This window comes from Mycobacterium sp. (assembly GCF_049802695.1).
GTDB lineage: Bacteria > Actinomycetota > Actinomycetes > Mycobacteriales > Mycobacteriaceae > Mycobacterium.
The window spans coordinates 13,088-32,192 of sequence record NZ_JBARMY010000049.1; the positions used below are offsets into that span (position 1 = coordinate 13,088).

The window sequence follows — 19,105 nt, forward strand, 5'->3', positions numbered from 1 at the left end:
CTATTTTAGGCATTGCACGTCAACGGCGGCAGCTGTCGGCTGTAGTGTTTGATCGACAGCAAAGGCGCCCTTTCGCGCCTCACGTGTCCCGGTGGAGGTTGCCATGACGGCCGCCGCAGTTGACCTGTCGGATTTCGCGCTGTGGCGCAACGGGTTTCCCGACGAGGTTTTCGCAGAGCTGCGTCGTGCCAGGCCGCTGTTTCGGCACGGCATCACACCGGGGGTCGCCAAAACCGTTCAGCGGGACTTCTGGGTGGCAACCAAACACCGGCACGCGGTCCGGCTGCACCGCGATGCAGAATCCTTCACCGCGGTCGACGGCCCGCTGATCCAGCCGGTCGACATGTTCACGTCCTACCCCACCATCATCAACATGGACCCCCCGGGTTTGAACAAACGCCGCAAGCTCATCTCCAGTGCCTTCAATCCCCGTGCGATCGCCAAGCTCGAGGACGGCATCCGAGCGCGCGCGGCGGGCATGATCGACCATCTGCTCGCCGAGGGCGGTGGTGACTGGATCGGAGACGTCGCCGATGCGTTGCCGATGACGGTCATCGGCGACATCATCGGCATACCCGACGCCGATCGGCCGCGCATCTTCGATTCCCTGGACCGCATCCTCAAGGCTCGATCGCCAGGCGCGCGGCTGGGTCAACAAGACGAACTAGACCTATATGCAACGATTTTCGGGTACGCGATGGAGTTGACTGCCGAGAAGCGCCGTAATCCGACCGACGACATCTGGAGCACACTCGCCTCTGCCGTCATCACCGGGGAGGACGGTGACGAATTCAGCCTTCCCGCGAACGAACTCGAGTTCTTCTTCTTCGTATTGACCTTCGCCGGCAGCGACACCACCAAGAATGCGCTGGCCACCGGGCTGCAGGCGTTCGTCGCAAACCCGGAGCAGATCGACCGCTATCGCGAGGACGAAACGCTACGGAGCGGCGCGGTCGAGGAGGTGTTGCGCTGGGCATCACCGGTGGCGTACTGGACGCGCACCGCCAAAGTCGACGTCGAGATGGACGGTCAGCACATTCCCGAAGGCGCCCGGGTGGTCTCGATGCTTCGTTCGGCCAACCGCGACGAAGAGGTTTTCGACGCGCCGTTCACCTTCGACATCGCCCGCCGGCCCAATCCGCACGTGGCGTTCGGGGGCGGCGGGCCACACCACTGCCTCGGCGCCATGCTGGCGCGTGCGGAGCTGCGCGCGGTGTTCGACGAACTGCTGCTGCGGTGCGCTGAGATCAACCTCGGCCCGGCCACCGCGGCCTACCCGAACCTGGTCACCAACATGTCGATCTATGACGAAATGCCCATCTCGCTGGCCGCGCGTTAACCCACCCAAGGTCACTCGCTGAGCCGCAGCGCCGCCTTCGGGCACTGGTCGACTGCGGCGCGAACGTCGATCTCCAGATCCTCCGGCACCGGGCCGTCGGCGATCTGTACCACGTCGGCGTCGCCCATCTCGAACACCTGCGGCGCAAGCGATTCGCAGAATCCGTTGCCTTCGCACAAACTCTCGTCGACGATCACACGCACGGGCCGCTCCTTTTCCTCTGACTCAGACGCCCTTGGGCCGGGTTCCGATCACTTCGCTTGCCGCCAATCCCGCGACCTCTGACTCGGTCAATCCACACAGACCGCGCAGTATTTGTTCATTGTGCTCGCCCAGGGTCGGCGGGGTGCGTTTGAGCCAGCGGGTCTGGCCGGCAAGCGGCGCGAACGGCGGTCGCGGGTACCAGCCTTTTCCGGTACGCGGATGCTCCAGCGGCTCGAAGAATCCGCGGTGACGCAGTTGCGGGTTGTCCGTCACCAACGACGGCGACACCACCGGCGCGGCGGGAATTCCCGCGGCGGCCAACAGCTCGACCGCGGCTTCCAACCGCTGGGCCGCGAACCAGTCCTGCAGCCGGTGATCGATGTCGTCGGCGCGCTGTCGCCGGCCCGTGACGGTGGCAAGCGCTTCGTCGTGGCCCCAGCAGGGCTGGCCCATCAAGCCCATCAGTGCACGCCACTGGTCGTCGCTGCATACGGTCACCGCAATCCAGTCGTCGTCGCCCGCACACCGGTACAGGTTCTGAATCGCCGGACTATGCCCCCGATTGCCCCGGCGGCTCAACGTAGTCCCGAACACCTCGAACTCGATGGGTTGTCCGGCGGTGACGTTCAACACCGATTCGATCATCGGCAACTCGACCAGTTGGCCCTGACCGGTCCGCTCGGTGAAGTGCACCGCCGCCAAGAGTGCGAACGCCGCGTGGATGCCGGCCAGCGGATCGCAAGCGCCTCTGGGGGTTACGGGTGGCGCCTCCGGTGATCCGGTGACCCAGGCCAGGCCGGCGATCTGTTCCATGGTCGGCGCAAACCCCACCCGGTCGCGCCACGGTCCGGTCAAGCCGAATGCAGGCATCCGCGCGACGACGAGCCTGGGGTTGATTTCGAGCAGGACGTCGGCAGTCAGCCGGAAATTGTCCATCACCCGGGGTGAGAAATTCTCGATCACCGCGTCGGCTCCGGCCACCAGGGCCAGAAACAGTCGGCGGCCCTCATCGGACGCGAGATCCAGTGTGACCGAACGCTTGTTGGTGTTCATGGCGTGGAAGACCCAGCCGTACTCCCACCAGTCGTCCACATCGGTGCGCATGGCGCCGGAGAACCGGATGCCGTCGGGACGCTGAATCGACTCCACCTTGATGACGTCGGCACCCAGCGCCGCGAGCGCATGCGTTGCGGCGGGCCCCGCCCAGAAGGCCGTGAGGTCGACGATGCGCAACCCCTCAAGCGGAAGTCCGCGCTGCACCGGCTCCTGGGCGAATGCCCTGCTCCGCCAGCTCCCTTCGTTGTTCGCTTCACCAAGTGATGGCGCGGCGCGCAGCGGCGCGGGCCGGCATCGTGACATGAGCCAGGGAGTGCGGGGTTGCCGAAAGCCGGCCGGATTGGGTACGAACACGCCGCGTTCGCGCACGTAGGCCGTGTCGCGGATGGTCGAGCCGTTGCCCAGCGGCGCGATCGGCAACCGGAACAGTTGGCCCGATTCGACGATCTCGTCGACGGTGCGTTCGGCCATCCACGGGCCGATCAGCTCACGGATGAAATCGCGGTACTCCCAGCGGCCGATCTGGAAACGCAGTCGGGGGATCTCGGTGAGTTTCGGGCAGTCGACCATCGCCGCGAAGTCGAGCCACTGCTGACCGGTGACCATCGTGATACCGACGAATCCGTCCTTGGCCGGCTCGATCGAGGGCACCTCGACTGTTCGGGTCACCGGCGGTGCCTGCAGAAGTTGAGAGTGCAGCCATTCACCGCTCTGCATCAAGGTGATGGCTTCCAGCATCGACATGTCGAGGTGTTCACCGGGACCGCCCTGCCGGACGCGGTGGCACAGCGCCAACGCGCCGAAGGCGGCGAACACGCCACCCATGTACTCCCCGAGCTGGCCGCCGATCGAAATCGGTGGTCCTGCGGGATCACCGCGGAACCCGGTCAAGCCGGACCATGCCTGCAAGGTGAATTCAGTGGCCGCCCGCTCGGCATACGGTCCGCGCCAGCCGAAGTCGGAGATGGTCACGATCACCGCCCGCGGCGAGGCCGCCAATAACTGCTCGGGAACGATGCCGAGGGTTGCTGCTTGCGACCTCGTGGTGGTCAGAATGATGACGTCGGCGGCGACAAGCTCGGCGGTGCAGCGTTCACCGTCGACCGGGCTGGTGATACTCCGCTTGCCGGCGTTGAGGTAACTGAACAGCGGTGCATCGGCCGCATCCGGCACGGCCGAACCGCCGGCGGTAAACCGCCGTAACGGATCTCCTTGCGGCGGCTCGATTTTGCGTACCTCGGCGCCTGCATCGACCAGCAACTTGCCACAATAACTGCCGGCGATGCGGTCACTGATCTCGACGACGCGCAGGTCGTCCAGCGGTGTCGGTCGGCCGTCCGGCTCGCTAGTCACCCGGCTCTCTCGTTCATTCGGCTATTGTGCCATTACTGCTAAGATACGCATTTACCGCGCGCACGCCGTAGATCGCGCGCTTCGTCCGCGATCGTTGAGGATCTATGACCACGCTGGGAGTTGGCCCCGAGGCCAGACGCCGGTTGTCCGCACCGCGGATCGCCGAAATCGTCGCTGACGAGCTGCGCCGGCAGATCATCGACGGTGAGCTGGCCGACGGCGATCTGCTGCCCCGCCAAGAAGTGCTGGTCGAGCAGTTCAATGTGAGCCTGGTGTCGCTGCGGGAAGCGCTGCGAATTCTGGAGACTGAGGGCTTGGTGTCCGTGCGCCGCGGAAACCGGGGCGGGGCGGTCGTGCACGCGCCGGCGAAGACCAGTGCCGCCTACATGCTCGGGCTGCTGTTGCAGAGCGAATACGTGGGCATCGCCGATCTGGGCACGGCGTTGCTTGAACTCGAACCCACCTGTGCGGCGCTGGCTGCGGGGCGGACCGATCGGGCCGACACGTTGGTGCCTGAGCTCAAGCAGGTCAACGATGCTATGGCGACGCACCTCAGCGATGGCGCCCAGTTCACCGAAATAGGTCGCCAGTTCCACGATCTCGTCGTCAGCGGTTGCGGCAATCGGACCATCATTGCGGTGGTGGGCACCTTGGAGACGCTGTGGACGAGTCACGAGCAGCAGTGGGCCGACGAAAGCGCGGCCAGCGGCACCTATCCGTCGATGAGCAAGCGCCGGGCGGTGCTCAACAGTCACGTCAAGCTGGCCGAGATGATTGAAGCCGGTGACGTCGATCGGGCGCGGCGCATCGCCGCCCGTCATCTCGCCGACACCCAGACCCACGTGCTGGCGGGTCGACCCGACGAACGCATCTACGCATTGTCGCCGCAAGCCTTGACACGGCCACGGGAAGGCCGTCGTCTCTGAACTTCGAGTGACAGCGCAACCCATCGAGCCTGAAACGAGGGACCGGGTGAGAACCGCACTGGTCACCGGCGGTAGCGGCGGAATCGGTAAAGCTTGCGCACGTAAGCTTTGCGAATCCGGGTATGACGTAGTGCTCTCGGCGCGCCGGGAAGATCCGCTGCGCGCGGCCGCTGAGGAGATCGGAGCCCGCTACGTTGTTGCCGATGCCTCCGATTCCGCCGGATTCGCCAGCGCCGTAGCATCTTTGCCGACCGTGGACTTGCTCGTTCACGCCGCTGGAACGCTGGGCGGGACCTACGCGCGCAAGCAGACATTCGAGCAGTGGCAAGCGATCATGTCGGCCAATCTGGACTCCTGCTTCGTCGTGACGTCCGCCGTCCTGCCACGGATGCGGGCCGGTTCGCGGCTGGTGTTCATCTCCTCATCGGCGGCGCATGAGCCGATGCCCGGACGGACCGCCTACTCGGCGTCGAAGGCCGGCATGAATGCCTTCGCCCGCGCGCTGGCGCTTGAAGTCGACCGCGACGGCATCAGCGTGCATGTCGTCACACCCGGACCGGTGGAAACCGAGATGCTGCAGGACGTTCCGTTCGAGATGCACGCCATCCAGGTGGCCGACGTCGCCGAGACGGTTGCCTGGCTGGATACCGTGGACTCCTCGGTGGATCTTCCGGAGATCCGGCTGGACGCGGTGAAGCGTGGCCCGTTCGCCCGCGATCCGATTGTGCCGACGGAAGCCCGCCGCCGCGCCCGGCAGCGTTAACGGTCGAAGCCTGGAAAGGTCCCGATCACCGACTCGCCGAACTCGTCGAGGGTTTCCGGCGCGGCGAAGTCGGCGAACCACACGTAGAACCGCTCGACACCGTGTCCGGCCAGCAGAGCGAAATGCTGTTTGAGTTCCGCGGCATCGCCGCAGACCAGTCCGGAGTCCAGATAGCCGAACCGCCGGGTGCTCAACGCGCGCACTGCCTCCGGATCGGCGCCGCTGCGCACGAAACCCACCATCTGCTGAACCGACACCCGCGCCGTTCCTGCTGCTGGCACCAGGCGGGGCAACCGATCGATGCGGTTCACCGGCAGGTTCCACCAATCGGCGTGTTTCCGTACCAGTTTCATCATCCGGGGCCCCGTGCCACCGAGAATCAGCGGGATCGGATGTTCCGGCAGCGGGGCCTGCGGTCGATCGGAGCCATCGCTGCGCCCCCAGTACTGCTTGAGTAACGACAGGTGGCGGTCGAGCTGTTCGACGCGCGCGGTCGGATCGTGCAGGCCGATGTCGAACCGGGTGAACTCGGTTGGCCACGAGCCGGAGCCCAGGCCGAGTTCGAATCTGCCGTCAGAGGCTGCTGAGAGCGTGACGGCCTGTTTGGCCAGCAGCGCGGGGTGCCGGAACGCGTCGCAAAGGACCAGGTGGCCGATCCGTAGCCGTTCCGTCTTGGCAGCGACCCACCCGGCGACGCTCATTGCCTCCCAAATGCATTCGTCGGGCTGCCCTGGCGCCTCGAGGTGATCGATGAATGCGATGCCGTCGAAGCCGCTGGCCTCCGCCCGCCGCGCCCGCTCGACGATGTCGGTGATCGCTAACCGCACCTGCGGCAGGAACAGAAACCACTCGGCCATGGGTGACCACAATACGGACCGAGGTTCGCGCCTCCGTCGGCGCCGACACCAGACGCGCTAGTTTGTTATTTTTGCTATGTTAACGCCTTATGAGCGTGGGACCGGGCCCCGAGCAACTGGCACTGCGCGACAGCGTGCGCGCGGTGCTGCGTGCTGAGAGCCCGCCCGATGTCGCGCGCCAGGTGATGACGGATCCGAAACGCTGGCGAAACCTCTGGGAAATCGCGGTCGAGCTCGGCTGGACGGAGGTCGCGGCCTTCGCGGCGGGCGGCGGCACCGCCTACGGCGCAACCGATCTGGTGCTGCTGCTCGAGGAGTCCGGCGCCGCCATCGCGCCGATCCCACTGCTCAGCAGCGTCGGCCTGGCCGCCGGTGTATTGCGCGCGGCCGGCCCGGTGACCGACAAGTTCCGTGACGCCATCGCCGGTGGTGTGGTCGCCACCGCGGCAGTCCACCCGCTCGGGCGCCGGTTGCCCGGCGTGACCATGACGCTGCAACAAGGACGGTTACGCGGCAGCGCAGTCGCAGTCCCCGACCTCTCCCGCGCGGAACTGATCGTCGCACTCGCCGCATCGGACGACGGAGTGGTGGCCGTAATCGCCCACAACGGTGCGGACATCACCAGCGCACCGGCGGCCGAGTCCACCAATCCGGCTCAACCGCTTGCAGATATCGAAGTCGACACCGTACCGGAGGCGGTTGCTCCCGTCGACCTCGACGCTGCGCTGGCAACGCCACTGCTCGCCGCGGCCGCCGACCTGGTCGGTGTGGCCGGTGCGGTGCTGGCCCGATCAGTCGAGCACGCAAAATCGAGGCGCCAGTTCGGCAAGCCGATCGGCGCCTTCCAGGGCGTCAAACACGCGTTGGCCGACAACTACGTGTTGCTGGAACGCGCCCGCAGCCTGACCTACGCCGCGGCGGCCCGGCTTGACGATCCCACCACCGCACCCGCTGCGGCATGGACGGCGGCGGCGCAAGCCAAGGCCACCGCGGGCGAGGCGGCGGTCAGCTCCGCACGCACCGCGGTGCAGGTGCACGGCGCTATCGCGCAGACCTGGGAGCATGACATCCACCTGTATCTGCGGTGCGCCTGGCAGGGTGCCGCGACGCTGGGAGACAGTCGGGCGCTCTACTACGACCTGGGTCGTCGCTTCACCCGGGGCGCGGCGTGACGGCCACCGACACGACCGCCGAAGTGGTCGCCGAGTTCAGCGCGTGGCTCTCCGACTTTCTGCCACCTGACTACTACGGCGAGCGTTACCGCGACTATCGGTGGGATCTCGGCCTACGGCGGGAATACCAGCGGGCGGCGTTCGAGTCCGGCTGGCTGCAGCCGACGTGGCCCGCCGAGCACGGCGGCCGCTCGCTGGGACTGCGCGAGGCGATGGAAATCCGCATCGAGGCGGCGATGCGCTCGGCGCCCAAACTGCCGAACATCGCCGGACCCAACGTCGTCGCGCCGGCGATCCGCCAATTCGGCACACCCGAACAGGTCGACCGCCTGTTGGTACCGCTGCTGCGCGGCGACGAGTGGTGGGCACTGGGCATGTCCGAGCCGGAAGCCGGATCGGACTTCGCCGGCCTGCGCACCCGCGCGGAGCGCATCGACGACGTGTTCCGGGTCAACGGTCACAAGATCTGGACAACGCAGGCACACCTGTCACGTTGGTGCACGCTGTACGCCCGCACCGACCCGGCGGCACCCAAGCACCGCGGCATTTCCTGCCTGCTGCTGGATCTCGCATCACCTGGCGTAACGATCAGACCCATCAGGATGGCGTCGGTTTCCGACGAGACGTTCTGCGAGATGTTCCTCGACGACGTCGAAGTGCCTGCGGCCAACCTGCTCGGTCCCTGCGACGGCGGCTGGCAGGTCGCACTGTCATCACTGCAACACGAGCGCCAGATGATCTGGATCATGAACTGGGTAGAAATCCAGCGCGGGCTCAACTCGATACGGACCGCCTCGCAAAGTCAGGAAGCCGAGGACGTCTACACCGAATTAGGGTCGCTGCTCGCCGACGCCGAGGCGCTGCGCGCCACCGGATACCGGGCATTGAGCAATGAGCTCGACGGACGGCAGAGCCCGGAGGCGGATATCCTCAAGCTACTCGGTTCGGTTACGCTGCAACGGGTCTGGGAACTAAGCGCCGCAACAGCAGGGCCGCGTTGCAGCGAAGACCCGGATCTGCTGTTCGAACGCCAAGACGCACTGGCCGCGACCATCTACGGCGGAACATCGGAGATCCAGCGCAACATCATCGCCGAGCGGGTGCTCGGACTGCCGAAGGAATGACAACGATGGATTATGACCTCGGCGCCGACGCCGTCGAGTTGAGAGACCGGCTGCGACAGCTGATCACCGCACACATACCGCACGGCTTCCTGGGTGCCTGCACCGACGACCCGCAAGATCTGGCGACCACCGAATCGTTCTGTAAGCTCCTGGCTTCCGAAGGCCTGCTCGCGCTGGCCTGGCCCGAAGAGCACGGCGGCGGCGGCGGCGGTTCGATCTGGCAGCAGACCGTGCTGCGCGAGGAGATGTGGGCGCATCACGAACCGCGCGGCCCGCAGTACATGGGCGTCAACTGGGTTGGCCCGGCGTTGATGCGCTACGGCACACCCGAGCAGAAGGCCCGTCACCTGTCGGCCATCGCGGCCGGCGAAGTCATCTGGTGTCAAGGGTTCTCCGAGCCCGAAGCCGGAAGCGATCTCGCGTCACTGCGCACCCGCGCCGTGCCGGACGGCGACGGTTGGCGCATCACCGGCCAGAAGGTGTGGACGTCGTACGCGCAGATGGCGTCGTGGTGTGTGCTGGCGGCGTGCACCGACCCCGACGCCCCCAAGCCGCAGCGGCTCACGCTCTTCCTCATTCCGATGGACCGGGCCGGCATCACCGTGCGACCGATCCGATCGATGCTGGGTCCGCATCACCTCAACGAGGTGTTCCTCGACGGCATGCCTGCCGCGCCCGACGATGTCCTCGGCACGGTGGGCGACGGCTGGCGGATCATGCGCGAGGCGCTGGCTTTCGAGCGCGTCGGTATAGCCCGGTACGCGCGGTGCGAGTCGCTGCTGGACCGGATGCGCGCCGACCTCGGCGACGACTGGGACCGGCTGCCGGAGTCGCTACGCGTTCGTTGGGTACGCGCACTCGTCGACCTGCGGGTCGCCAGGTTGCTAGCGTATCGAGCCGTGTCGCTGCAGGACGACCCGTCGGCGGGTCCGGCAGCCAGTGCCGCCCGCATCGCAGCCACCACCTGCGATCAGCAGGTGGCCGAGCTGCTGTTCGAAGTGCTGGGGCCGTCCGCGCTGGACAGCGGTCCCTCGGCACCGCTGTTGGGTGCCATCGAGGACCACTGGCGTTACGCGCAAGCGGCCACCGTCGCGTCCGGAACCATCGAGGTGCAGCGGATGCTGGTGGCACGTCAAGTACTGGGTAGTCGGCGGTGAAAACTACTCTGCCGCCGGATATCTCCGATTTCGCCAGAGTCGTGGCAAAGCGGTTCGCGTTGCTGGGCGGCCCGCAAGCCGCCCTGCGGGCCGAGACTGACGACGAGGTCCGCCGACAGGCGCGGCACGCGCTGGACGAGCTCGGCGCCTTCGATCTCGACGTCCGGTCGGCCGGCGACGACGCGCTGGCGGCCGCTGTGCTGTGTCAAACTGCCGGTGCGGCGGCGTTGCCATATCCGCTCGTCGAGGAACTGCTGGCCGTCGACGGCGCCCGGCTGGCTCTGGTCAACGCCGCAGGGCCGCGTATCGACCACGGCGATCTGCCGGGTGAGTGGGTCGCCGCCGATCTCGACTGCAATCGATACGCTGTGCGGTTGTCGTCGCGAACCAGTGCCAAACTGGGGCCGTTTCTGGTGCCGGCTACTCTCGGCGAAGCGGAGGGCACGGTGCCCGCCGCCGACGTCAACCTTCATCTGATGTTGGGCTCATGGCGGATCCTGGGCGCCGTACAGCAATCGCTGAACATCGCCTGCGAGCATGTGCGGTCCCGCGTTCAGTTCGGCAAACCGCTGGCGCAATTTCAGGCTGTGCAATTCGCCGTGGCCGACGCGTGGGTCGCGGTGCACGGACTCTACGAACTCGCCAAGTTCACCATTTCCCGTCCGGAATCGACTCCCCGACAGACGCTTTCCGCAGACGCGCTGGTGCTTCGGCTCAAAGCCGTCGACACCGCACGGCAGGTACTGCGCACCTCGCACCAGCTACTCGGCGCACTCGGATTTTGCGACGAGTCCGACGTCAGCGTCCTGGACAGGCACACCCAACCGCTGATGCGACTGCCCCTGGGCGCCGAAGAGCTCGCATTGCGGTTGATACCCGACGTGCGCGACGCCCACTTGGAAACCTTGTTCGCTCCGACAGCCCCGGAGACAGGATGAGCACCGGCCCGGTGACAGTCGGTCAGACGCTCGGTCAGGCGGACGGCGGAATTCCCTTCGGCATTCGGCTGCACGAGTTGGCCCGAGAACGCGGCCACGACCTTGCAGTCGTCAGCGTGGCGGCCGACGGCAGTGAGTCGACCCTGAGCTTTGCCGAACTCGACACCCAAGCCACTCAGTGGGGCCGCGCGCTGGCGAACTTTGGCGCATGCACCGGTTCGCTGGTGGCGCTGGCGATTCCGAACTCGGAGAGTTTGGTGTTGGCGGCTCTGGGCTGCTGGAAGATTGGAGCCGTCCCCGTCCCGATGCGCTGGGATCTGCCGGACTGGGAACGGTCCCGGGTGCTCGACGTCGTCAACCCCGCCGTTCTCGTTGACGAGGAGCGCGCCGGTGTACTGGCGTCGCTTGCCTGCCGCCAGTCCGGCGACCCGCTGCCGACCGCGGTGTCGCCGACCGTCAACGGGATTTGCAGTAGCGGCTCGACCGGTGTTCCCAAAGTGATCCTGAATCTGGCCCAGTCAGTGTGGACACCGGACATGAGCATTCCTTTTCTGGCAGTGTGGGCACCGGTCGCCCAGCCTCAGACGATCCTGGTGCCCGGGCCGATGTATCACACCAACGGTTTCGCTCCGCTGACCAACCTCCTGGGCGGTGACCGGCTGGTGGTGCTGGAGAAATTTCACGCAACACTGGTGGTCGATGCGATCGAACGTCATCGCGTGACGAATTTCACTGCCACGCCCACCATGCTGGCCCGTATCGCGGCGCTGCCCGATATCCGACACCGGGACTTGTCCAGTGTGGCCTGGATTCTGCAGGGCGCCGCGGTCATGCCGCATGCGCTGCTGCACAACTGGTTCGACTTGCTGAGCCCCGAGCAGGTGGTGATGGCTTATGGGATGACGGAGAACCTCGGCCTGACCGCGTTGCGCGGTGACGAGTGGCTGGCTCATCCGGGCAGCGTCGGCCGCGGCTTCCGGGGCACCGAAATCCGGATCCTCGATCCGGCCGGTAGAGCGCTTGGGCCCGGAAAACTCGGTGAAGTCTATTTGCGGGCACCGATGAGCGCGGGATACCGCTACCTGGGCGGCGCGCCGCCCTTGCCGTCGACGGCGGACGGCTTCCGGTCCGGCGGCGACATCGGTCATCTCGATGAGGACGGATACCTCTACATCGCAGACCGGCGTGCCGACATGATCATCAGCGGTGGAGCCAATGTCTTTCCGGCAGAGGTCGAGTGCGCGCTGGCTGAACACGCCGGCATCGCCGACGTCGTCGTCATCGGACTCGCCGACCCGGAATGGGGCCGGCGGGTGCACGCTGTGGTGCAGCCTGCCGACTCCGCGGCACCATTGACCGCGCAGGATGTGATCGCCTACGCCAAAAGCCGGCTCGCCGCCTACAAGGTCCCCAAGACGGTCGAGTTCGTCGACGAACTCCCCCGCACCGCGGCAACAAAAGTCAACCGCTCGGCGATGGTTCAGGCTCGCGGCGGCTGATCCGCCGGTCGCCACCGCAGCAGCATGCTGAAAGAGGCGGACGCTGCACTGCCGCACGCGTTACAAGGTGGAGCGGTTGGCGACCTGCCCCGCATGGCTTGGCAGACGGAGACGCCTGTGACAAGTGTGATTTTGAAGCGTTCGGCCGCCGCCTGGTTCTCGCGCGGTAACCTCATTCTCAGCAGGCCGCGAACGAAGGGAAGCGCGCATGGATACCCGCGACGACGAACTCACGACGCGCGGTGACCGCTTCATCAAGACCGCGGTTGCGATTCTGGGTGAGACCGGCCGCACCGATTTCACCGTGCAAGAGGTCGTCGCGCGCTCCAAGACTTCGCTGCGCGCCTTCTACCAGCACTTCAACAGCAAGGACGAATTGCTGCTGGCGCTGTTCGAACGCACGATGGTTTCCTCGGCTCAGTCCTGGCGCGCCGAAACCGTCGGACTCGACGCGCACGCGGCGCTCAAGCTGGTCATCGACCGCCTCAGCGCCCGACCGGAATCGAGCACCCAGGACAGTCTCAATCGCGCGCTGAGCCTCTACAACCAGCATCTGGCCGAAACTCGGCCCCGCGACTACGCGCGGGTGCTGTCGCCGCTGCATCAGCTGATCAGCGACGTCGTCGAGCGCGGCGTCACCGAGGGCGTGTTCCGGCCCCGGCTCGACGTCGGTGCGGCGGCGGCCATCGTCATGCAGACGCTGCTCGGCGCGCTCCGATTGCATTGGCTGGGCGCTGAATTGACTGGCACACCGGTCGACGCCGCGCAGCTGTGCGAATTCTGCGTCCGCGCCCTCGGCGCTACCGACGACTCCACTGCCGGGGCGCAGGTGTCGTCGCCGTCGTCGCTGGCTGATCTGTTCACCCGAATAGGGTTGCGGGAGACCGCCCAGGATGACGACGCGTACACCATGGAGATGCCGGTCCGCCCGCAGACGGTCAACACCGCAGGCGCCCTGCAGGGCGGGCTGATCGCCACGCTCGCCGACGTGGCGGCCGGCTCGCTAAGCCTTCGGTATCTGGCGCCGGGCACTGGCCTGACAACCACCGACCTGTTCATCCGCTATCTGCGGCCGGTCACCGAGGGCTCGGCGCGCGCGGTCGCCCGAATCCTGCGGGCCGGACGGCGTACCGTCGTCGCTCAGGTGGACATCTTCCGCGGCAGCGACGACGAACTCGCCGCCACCGCCACCGTCAACTTCGCGGTCGTGAACCGCGACGGCCGGCGCTGACCCCTTACCGCGCGCCGGGCGAAGGTGGTAACGTCATTACCACTCGCCTGCTACAGGCTGATCCGAGAATTGTTAGGAGGTCGCCATGCCGTCTCGCAAGCTGTCCTTCCCGGTGTTCGACGCCGACAACCACATGTATGAGCCGCAGGAGGCGCTGACCAAGTTCCTGCCTGACAAGCGCAAACACGTGATCGACTACGTGCAGGTCCGCGGACGGACCAAAATCGTTGTGCGCGGGCACATCAGCGATTACATCCCCAACCCGACGTTTGAGGTGGTGGCCCGTCCGGGCGCCCAGGAGGAGTACTTCCGCCACGGCTCTCAAGGCAAGAGCTACCGCGAGATCCTGGGCGAGCCGATGAAGGCGATTCCCGCCTTCCGCGAACCGGCTCCGCGGCTTGAAGTCATGGACGAACTCGGCATCGACTATGCCCTGATGTTCCCGACGCTGGCCAGCCTGGTCGAAGAGCGCATGAAGGATGACCCGGAGATGACTCACGACGTCATCCATGCGCTCAACCAGTGGATGTACGAGACCTGGACGTTCAACTACCAGGACCGCATCTTCGCCACGCCGGTGATTACCCTGCCCATCGTCGACCGCGCGCTGGAAGAACTCGAATGGTGCCTGGAGCGCGGCGCCCGCACGGTGCTGGTGCGGCCCGCGCCCGTTCCCGGCTACCGCGGCAGCCGGTCATTCGGCCTCGAGGAATTCGACCCGTTCTGGCAGGCGTGCGTTCGCGCCGAGATCCCGGTGTCGATGCACGCCTCCGACAGTGGTTACTCCGAATTCGCGAACGTGTGGGAGCCGGGCGACGAATTCCTGCCGTTCAAGCCGACCGCCTTCCGGAGTCTGGCCATGGGCCATCGGCCGATCGAGGACGCGATGGGCGCACTGGTGTGCCACGGCGCGCTGTCCCGTAACCCGGATTTGCGCGTCTTGTCGATCGAGAACGGCGCCGACTGGGTGCCGGATTTGTTCAAGGGCCTCAGGGGCGTCTACAAGAAGATGCCGCAGGCGTTCAACGAAGATCCGATCGAGGCGTTCAAGCGGTGCGTGTACATCACGCCGTTCTGGGAGGATCGGTTCAGCGAGATCGTCAATATGGTGGGTACCGACCGGGTGCTGTTCGGCTCTGACTGGCCGCACCCCGAGGGACTGAAGGACCCGATCACCTTCGTCGACGACCTCAAAGAATTCGAGGAAGAAGACGTCGCCAAGATCATGGGCGGCAACCTGATGAAGCTGATGAAGGTCGCCAAACCAGTCAACGCCTGACCGACATGCAGGAGCGCACCCTCGAAGCGGTAATCTATCAACGAGATCCGCCAATTGCGCGGATCATCTTGAACCGCGTCGATAAAGCCAACACCAAGGATGCGCAACTGGTCCGGGAAGTCGACGACTGTCTGCACGAGGCCGATCGCGACAGCGAGATCAGAGTCGTCATCATCAAAGCCAACGGCAACGGCTTCTGCGGTGGGCACGTCGCCCGCTGGAGCGCCGACGAGAACCCCTACCCGGACTTCGGTGACACGTTCGAGGAGTTGTACAAAGGCACCGCCGACTTGTTCTTGTGGCCGACGCTTTACCTGTGGGAGTTTCCCAAGCCGACGATTTCGCAGATTCACGGCTACTGCGTGGGCGGCGGCATCTATCTCGGACTGTTGACGGACTTCTGTGTCGCATCCGAGGACGCGTATTTTCAGATGCCCCTTGCCAAAAGCCTCGGCGAACCGGGCGGGCACACGATGATCGAACCGTGGTTGCTGATGAACTGGCATCGCACGATGGACTGGCTGTTGCTGGCACCCACCCTGTCGGCGCAGCAAGCCCTCGAGTGGGGGCTGCTGAACAAGGTGGTGGCACGCGAGGACTTGGAAGAGACCGTCGAGCAGATGGCCCGCACCATCGGCCAAATCCCGCTCACCACCTTGATGGCGGTGAAGAACAACGTCAAACGCGCCTGGGAGCTGATGGGCATGCGGGTTCACCTTCAAGTCAGCCACATTTTGACGAACATGGTCGGCGCGGCATCCGACGTCCAGGCCCGGCGCGCCGAGCTCACGCAATCCGGTTTAAATCCCCGCACTTTCGTCGGCCGTGAGGACGCCGGCCCGTCACAAGATACGTGAAGTGCGTCCCTGCCAATAGCGCTCACGGATGCGGCGTTTGTAGAGCTTGCCATTGGGGTCCCGAGGCAGCTGTGCGTCGAAATCGACGGTGCGAGGGCACTTGTAGGCAGCCAAGTGGTCTCGGCAATACGCGATGAGTTCTGCGGCCAGGTCCGGCCCGGGCGTGGCGCCGGTAGCGGGCTGCACGACGGCCTTGACCTCTTCGCCGAATTCCTCGTTGGGCACACCGAACACCGCGGCGTCGACAAGCTTGGGATGCATGATCAGCAGGTTCTCCGCTTCCTGCGGGTAGATGTTCACACCACCCGAGACAATGGTGAACGTCGACCGATCGGTCAGGTACAGGTAACCGTCGTTGTCGACATAACCCATATCGCCCAATGTGCGCCAGCCGCGGTCGTTGGACACCGAAGCGGTCTTCTCCGGGTCGTTGAAGTATTCGAACTCCGGCCCGCCTTCGAAGAACAACTCACCGGACTCTCCAGCCGTCAGCTCAGCGCCGTCGTCACCGAGCACATGAACCGGGCTCAAGGGCTTGCCGACGGAGCCGGGGTGCGCGAGCCACTCCTGCGGGTCGATCGTCGTACCTGCGAATCCCTCGGTGCCGCCGTAATACTCGTAGATGATGGGCCCGAACCACTTCATCATCCGGTGCTTCACGTCCACCGGACACGGGGCGGCCGCGTGCAGCACACATTGCGAGCTGGATACGTCGTAGCGTTCGCGAATCGCGTCGGGAAGCTTGAGCATGCGCACGAACATGGTCGGCACGAACTGTGCGTGCGTCACCCGATAGCGTTCGATCAGCCGCAAGACGTCTTCGGCGTCGAATTTGTGCATCAGGATCGCGGCGGCACCCACCCGGTGCACGGCCATGGTGTAGTTGATGCCCGCCGCATGGTAGAGCGGGGCCGGCGACAGATAAACGCTCTTGTCGGACATGCCATACCGCACAGAAAGGGTGTACTCCAAAACCTTCTGCGCCCAGGATCCGTTGCCGTCCGCGGGCAGCGGCCGGCGGACCGCCTTGGGCCGTCCAGTGGTGCCCGACGAGTACAGCATTTCCGATCCGTCCGACAGGGCTGATGAAGGCGGCGCTTCACCCGCGCAGGCCACTGTCTCCGGGTAGGCCCGCCAACCGGGCAGGCTGCCACCGACTGCGATGTGTACGTCGACGCCCGCGTTGACCTTTCGGATGTGTGCGGCCAGGTCGGCCATCGATACGTCGACGAACACCGCCGTGGCGCCCGAATCGTCAATGACGTAGGCGACTTCGTCGGCAGTGAAGTGGGTGTTGACGGCGGTGTAGTACAGCCCGAAAAGTTGGCATCCCCAACTGATCTCGAAGAACTCGGGCCGGTTCGGCAAGACCAGTGCCACACCGTCGCCGCGTCGCAGCCCGGCCTGGTGAAGCAGCGAGGCAACTCGTTGGCTGCGGGCGCACAACTCGCCGTACGTGATGCAGCCGTCGCCGGGCAGTATCAATGCCGGCGACTGTGCGGCCTTCGCCGCGTGGTCGGCGATGTGCACCGGCGAACCTACTTGGCGGTGGCGCCGTCGGTCGATGAGGCGGCCGCTGCGGCCTGGCGCCGGGCTTGCTCCGAAGGCAGCACCTTGTCCTTGAACACCTGCTGGATCAACTCCTGCACATCCTTGCTGACCGACGCGAGCGCCACCAGGTCGTTGGAGCTCTGCCAGTGCACCCGCATCCCCATCAGCTCCCACGCCCGCTTGAGGTTTGCCTTGGTGGCCAGCAGGGTTGTCATCGGCGCCTGCGCGATATGGCGGGCGATGGCTTCGACACGGGCGTCGAGTTCGTCACGCGGAACGACTTCGTTGACCAGACCGACTTCCAGCGCCTTCTTGGCGTCGATCACTTCGGCCAGAAACAGGTAATAGGCCGCCCGGCGCCAGTTCATGAAAACCCAAGGCTCGATCGAACACTCACCCGACGGCATACCGAACCCCTGCAGCGGGGGGTAGGAGAAGTAGGCGTCTTCCGACGCGATGACGATGTCGGTGGTCAAACCCATGTGCGTGCCGCCGCCCACGCAGTAGCCGTGCACTTGGGCGATGGTGGGCTTGGAGAACTCCCACAGGTTCAGCGTCGGCTTGACGAACAAATCCGTTTGCGGTTTCCACGGATGCCCCATTCTCATGGCACCTTCGACGAACGCCGGATAGTCGACGGCGTTGTTGCCGATCGCGTGTCCCGAGCAGAAGCCCTTGCCGTTCGCCTTCAGGACCAGAACTTTGATGTCGTAGTCCCGATCGGCGTCCAGCAGGGCCGCGTCCACCTCCTCGGCCAGCTTCTGATCCTGGGCGTTGGCTTTCTCGGGCCAGTTGAGCGTGATGCGTGCGATCGGTCCTTCTTTTTCGTAGATGATTCGCTCGCGCGTCTCGCTGACATCCATCCGCTGCTCCCTTTCGCTGACTCCGCTACGACGTGACGAGCTCCGGCGCCACCAAGTCACACACCGGACTTACACTCCCGACCAGGGCTTGACCTTGAGGAAACCGCCGGCGTCGACACGCAATTGCTGGCCGGTGATGTATCGGGCGGCGTCGCTGGCGAGAAACACCACCGCCTCGCTGATGTCTTCGGGCTCCACATAGGGAATCGGCATCGCCTGGATCACCGGAAACACGAGTTCAGCATCTTCTCTGCCCGGGTTCTGCAAATCGGGCCGGAAAGCACGGTACATCGGCGGGCTGTGCAGCATGTCCGTGTTGCAGTTCGTCGGGTGGATCGCATTCATCCGGATGGACTTGGGCGCCAGCTGCAGCGCGAAATCGTTGACGTAGTGAGCGACAACCAGTTTGGAGAACGCATACCCGGCGCCCCCGGGTCCGCCATCGATACCGCTGGTGTTCATCGAGGCCATGAACGCCGCAACCGAGCCGGTGACGACGATCGACGCGCCGGCCTGCAGGTGTTTCAGACTCGCGTGCACGAGGTTGATGACTCCGACCAGATCGACGTCGACGGCGTCGGCGAACGCGACAGGTGGCAGGCCCGCGGTCAGCGGTGCGATACCCGCGTTCGCCACCACGATGTCGAGACCACCGAATTCCGCGACGCCCTGATCGATAGCGGCGGACAGGGCCTTGCGGTCGCGGACGTCGGCGATCTGGGTGAATGCGCGCTGGCCCTCCTTCTCCACCAGTCGCGCCGTCTCATCGAGGTCCTCCGGGCGGGCCAGCGGGTATTCGTTGGTTTCAATGTCTTCACACAGATCCACCGCGATGATGTCAGCGCCCTCCGCGGCGAGCATTCGAGCATGCGAACGCCCCTGTCCGCGCGCGGCTCCACTGATCACCGCGACCTTGCCCGTCACTCTGCCCATGGC

17 protein-coding genes are annotated in these 19,105 nt (G+C 65.5%); 11 read left to right on the plus strand and 6 right to left on the minus strand.

The features are described 5' to 3' along the window. The first annotated feature begins 103 nt into the window (after positions 1–103). Positions 104–1,339, plus strand: coding sequence for a cytochrome P450 (locus WA317_RS01895; RefSeq protein ID WP_425171422.1), 1,236 nt, complete (start codon positions 104–106; stop codon positions 1,337–1,339). An 11-nt stretch (positions 1,340–1,350) separates the two neighbouring features. Here the strand turns inward: WA317_RS01895 and WA317_RS01900 are convergent, their stop codons facing one another. Beyond that, entirely contained in the window at positions 1,351–1,542 is a 192-nt protein-coding gene (locus WA317_RS01900) for a ferredoxin (protein WP_425171423.1), read from the minus strand. 22 nt (positions 1,543–1,564) lie between these two features. Then, on the minus strand, positions 1,565–3,952 hold the full coding sequence (locus tag WA317_RS01905) for a CoA transferase (RefSeq protein ID WP_425171424.1): 2,388 nt from the start codon (positions 3,950–3,952) through the stop codon (positions 1,565–1,567). Between the two features lie 104 nt (positions 3,953–4,056). On the opposite strand from WA317_RS01905, the gene WA317_RS01910 reads away from it, so the two are divergent. Both WA317_RS01910 and WA317_RS01915 read left to right on the plus strand, forming a co-directional pair. Then, a complete protein-coding gene (locus WA317_RS01910) occupies positions 4,057–4,878 on the plus strand; it encodes a FadR/GntR family transcriptional regulator (protein ID WP_425171425.1) in 822 nt (273 codons plus the stop codon). A 46-nt stretch (positions 4,879–4,924) separates the two neighbouring features. Next, on the plus strand, positions 4,925–5,641 hold the full coding sequence (locus WA317_RS01915; protein WP_425171426.1) for an SDR family oxidoreductase: 717 nt from the start codon (positions 4,925–4,927) through the stop codon (positions 5,639–5,641). On the opposite strand, the gene WA317_RS01920 is transcribed toward WA317_RS01915, so the two are convergent. After that, positions 5,638–6,498 carry an LLM class flavin-dependent oxidoreductase gene (locus tag WA317_RS01920; protein ID WP_425171427.1) on the minus strand — a complete coding sequence of 287 codons (861 nt, stop codon included), beginning with the start codon at positions 6,496–6,498 and terminating at the stop codon, positions 5,638–5,640. The two genes, WA317_RS01915 and WA317_RS01920, sit on opposite strands and share 4 nt — an antisense overlap. Before the next feature lie 89 nt (positions 6,499–6,587). Here WA317_RS01920 and WA317_RS01925 point away from each other — a divergent pair, with 89 nt between their 5' ends. The 8 genes from WA317_RS01925 to WA317_RS01960 all read left to right on the plus strand — a co-directional run bounded on the left by WA317_RS01925 (position 6,588) and on the right by WA317_RS01960 (position 15,755). After that, positions 6,588–7,670 (plus strand): acyl-CoA dehydrogenase family protein, encoded by a 1,083-nt coding sequence (locus tag WA317_RS01925; protein ID WP_425171428.1) that lies wholly within the window; start codon positions 6,588–6,590, stop codon positions 7,668–7,670. A gap of 23 nt (positions 7,671–7,693) precedes the next feature. Next, positions 7,694–8,794 (plus strand): acyl-CoA dehydrogenase family protein, encoded by a 1,101-nt coding sequence (locus tag WA317_RS01930; protein ID WP_425171452.1) that lies wholly within the window; start codon positions 7,694–7,696, stop codon positions 8,792–8,794. Then, positions 8,791–9,951 carry an acyl-CoA dehydrogenase family protein gene (locus WA317_RS01935; RefSeq protein WP_425171429.1) on the plus strand — a complete coding sequence of 387 codons (1,161 nt, stop codon included), beginning with the start codon at positions 8,791–8,793 and terminating at the stop codon, positions 9,949–9,951. The genes WA317_RS01930 and WA317_RS01935 overlap by 4 nt, the downstream gene beginning before the upstream one ends. Continuing rightward, a complete protein-coding gene (locus tag WA317_RS01940) occupies positions 9,948–10,889 on the plus strand; it encodes an acyl-CoA dehydrogenase family protein (RefSeq protein ID WP_425171430.1) in 942 nt (313 codons plus the stop codon). The genes WA317_RS01935 and WA317_RS01940 overlap by 4 nt, the downstream gene beginning before the upstream one ends. After that, positions 10,886–12,388 (plus strand): class I adenylate-forming enzyme family protein, encoded by a 1,503-nt coding sequence (locus WA317_RS01945; protein WP_425171431.1) that lies wholly within the window; start codon positions 10,886–10,888, stop codon positions 12,386–12,388. The genes WA317_RS01940 and WA317_RS01945 overlap by 4 nt, the downstream gene beginning before the upstream one ends. Before the next feature lie 208 nt (positions 12,389–12,596). Continuing rightward, positions 12,597–13,619 carry a hotdog fold thioesterase gene (locus WA317_RS01950; RefSeq protein WP_425171432.1) on the plus strand — a complete coding sequence of 341 codons (1,023 nt, stop codon included), beginning with the start codon at positions 12,597–12,599 and terminating at the stop codon, positions 13,617–13,619. An 85-nt stretch (positions 13,620–13,704) separates the two neighbouring features. After that, positions 13,705–14,898 carry an amidohydrolase family protein gene (locus tag WA317_RS01955; protein WP_425171433.1) on the plus strand — a complete coding sequence of 398 codons (1,194 nt, stop codon included), beginning with the start codon at positions 13,705–13,707 and terminating at the stop codon, positions 14,896–14,898. 5 nt (positions 14,899–14,903) lie between these two features. Next, entirely contained in the window at positions 14,904–15,755 is an 852-nt protein-coding gene (locus WA317_RS01960) for an enoyl-CoA hydratase/isomerase family protein (RefSeq protein WP_425171434.1), read from the plus strand. Here WA317_RS01960 and WA317_RS01965 read toward each other — a convergent pair. The 3 genes from WA317_RS01965 to WA317_RS01975 form a co-directional block, all read right to left on the minus strand. Then, a complete protein-coding gene (locus WA317_RS01965) occupies positions 15,741–17,285 on the minus strand; it encodes an acyl-CoA synthetase (RefSeq protein ID WP_425171435.1) in 1,545 nt (514 codons plus the stop codon). The two genes, WA317_RS01960 and WA317_RS01965, sit on opposite strands and share 15 nt — an antisense overlap. 8 nt (positions 17,286–17,293) lie before the next feature. Beyond that, positions 17,294–18,169, minus strand: a complete 876-nt coding sequence (locus WA317_RS01970) for an enoyl-CoA hydratase-related protein (protein WP_425171436.1) — start codon at positions 18,167–18,169, stop codon at positions 17,294–17,296. A 69-nt stretch (positions 18,170–18,238) separates the two neighbouring features. After that, on the minus strand, positions 18,239–19,102 hold the full coding sequence (locus tag WA317_RS01975) for a mycofactocin-coupled SDR family oxidoreductase (RefSeq protein WP_425171437.1): 864 nt from the start codon (positions 19,100–19,102) through the stop codon (positions 18,239–18,241). Positions 19,103–19,105: the final 3 nt, after the last annotated feature.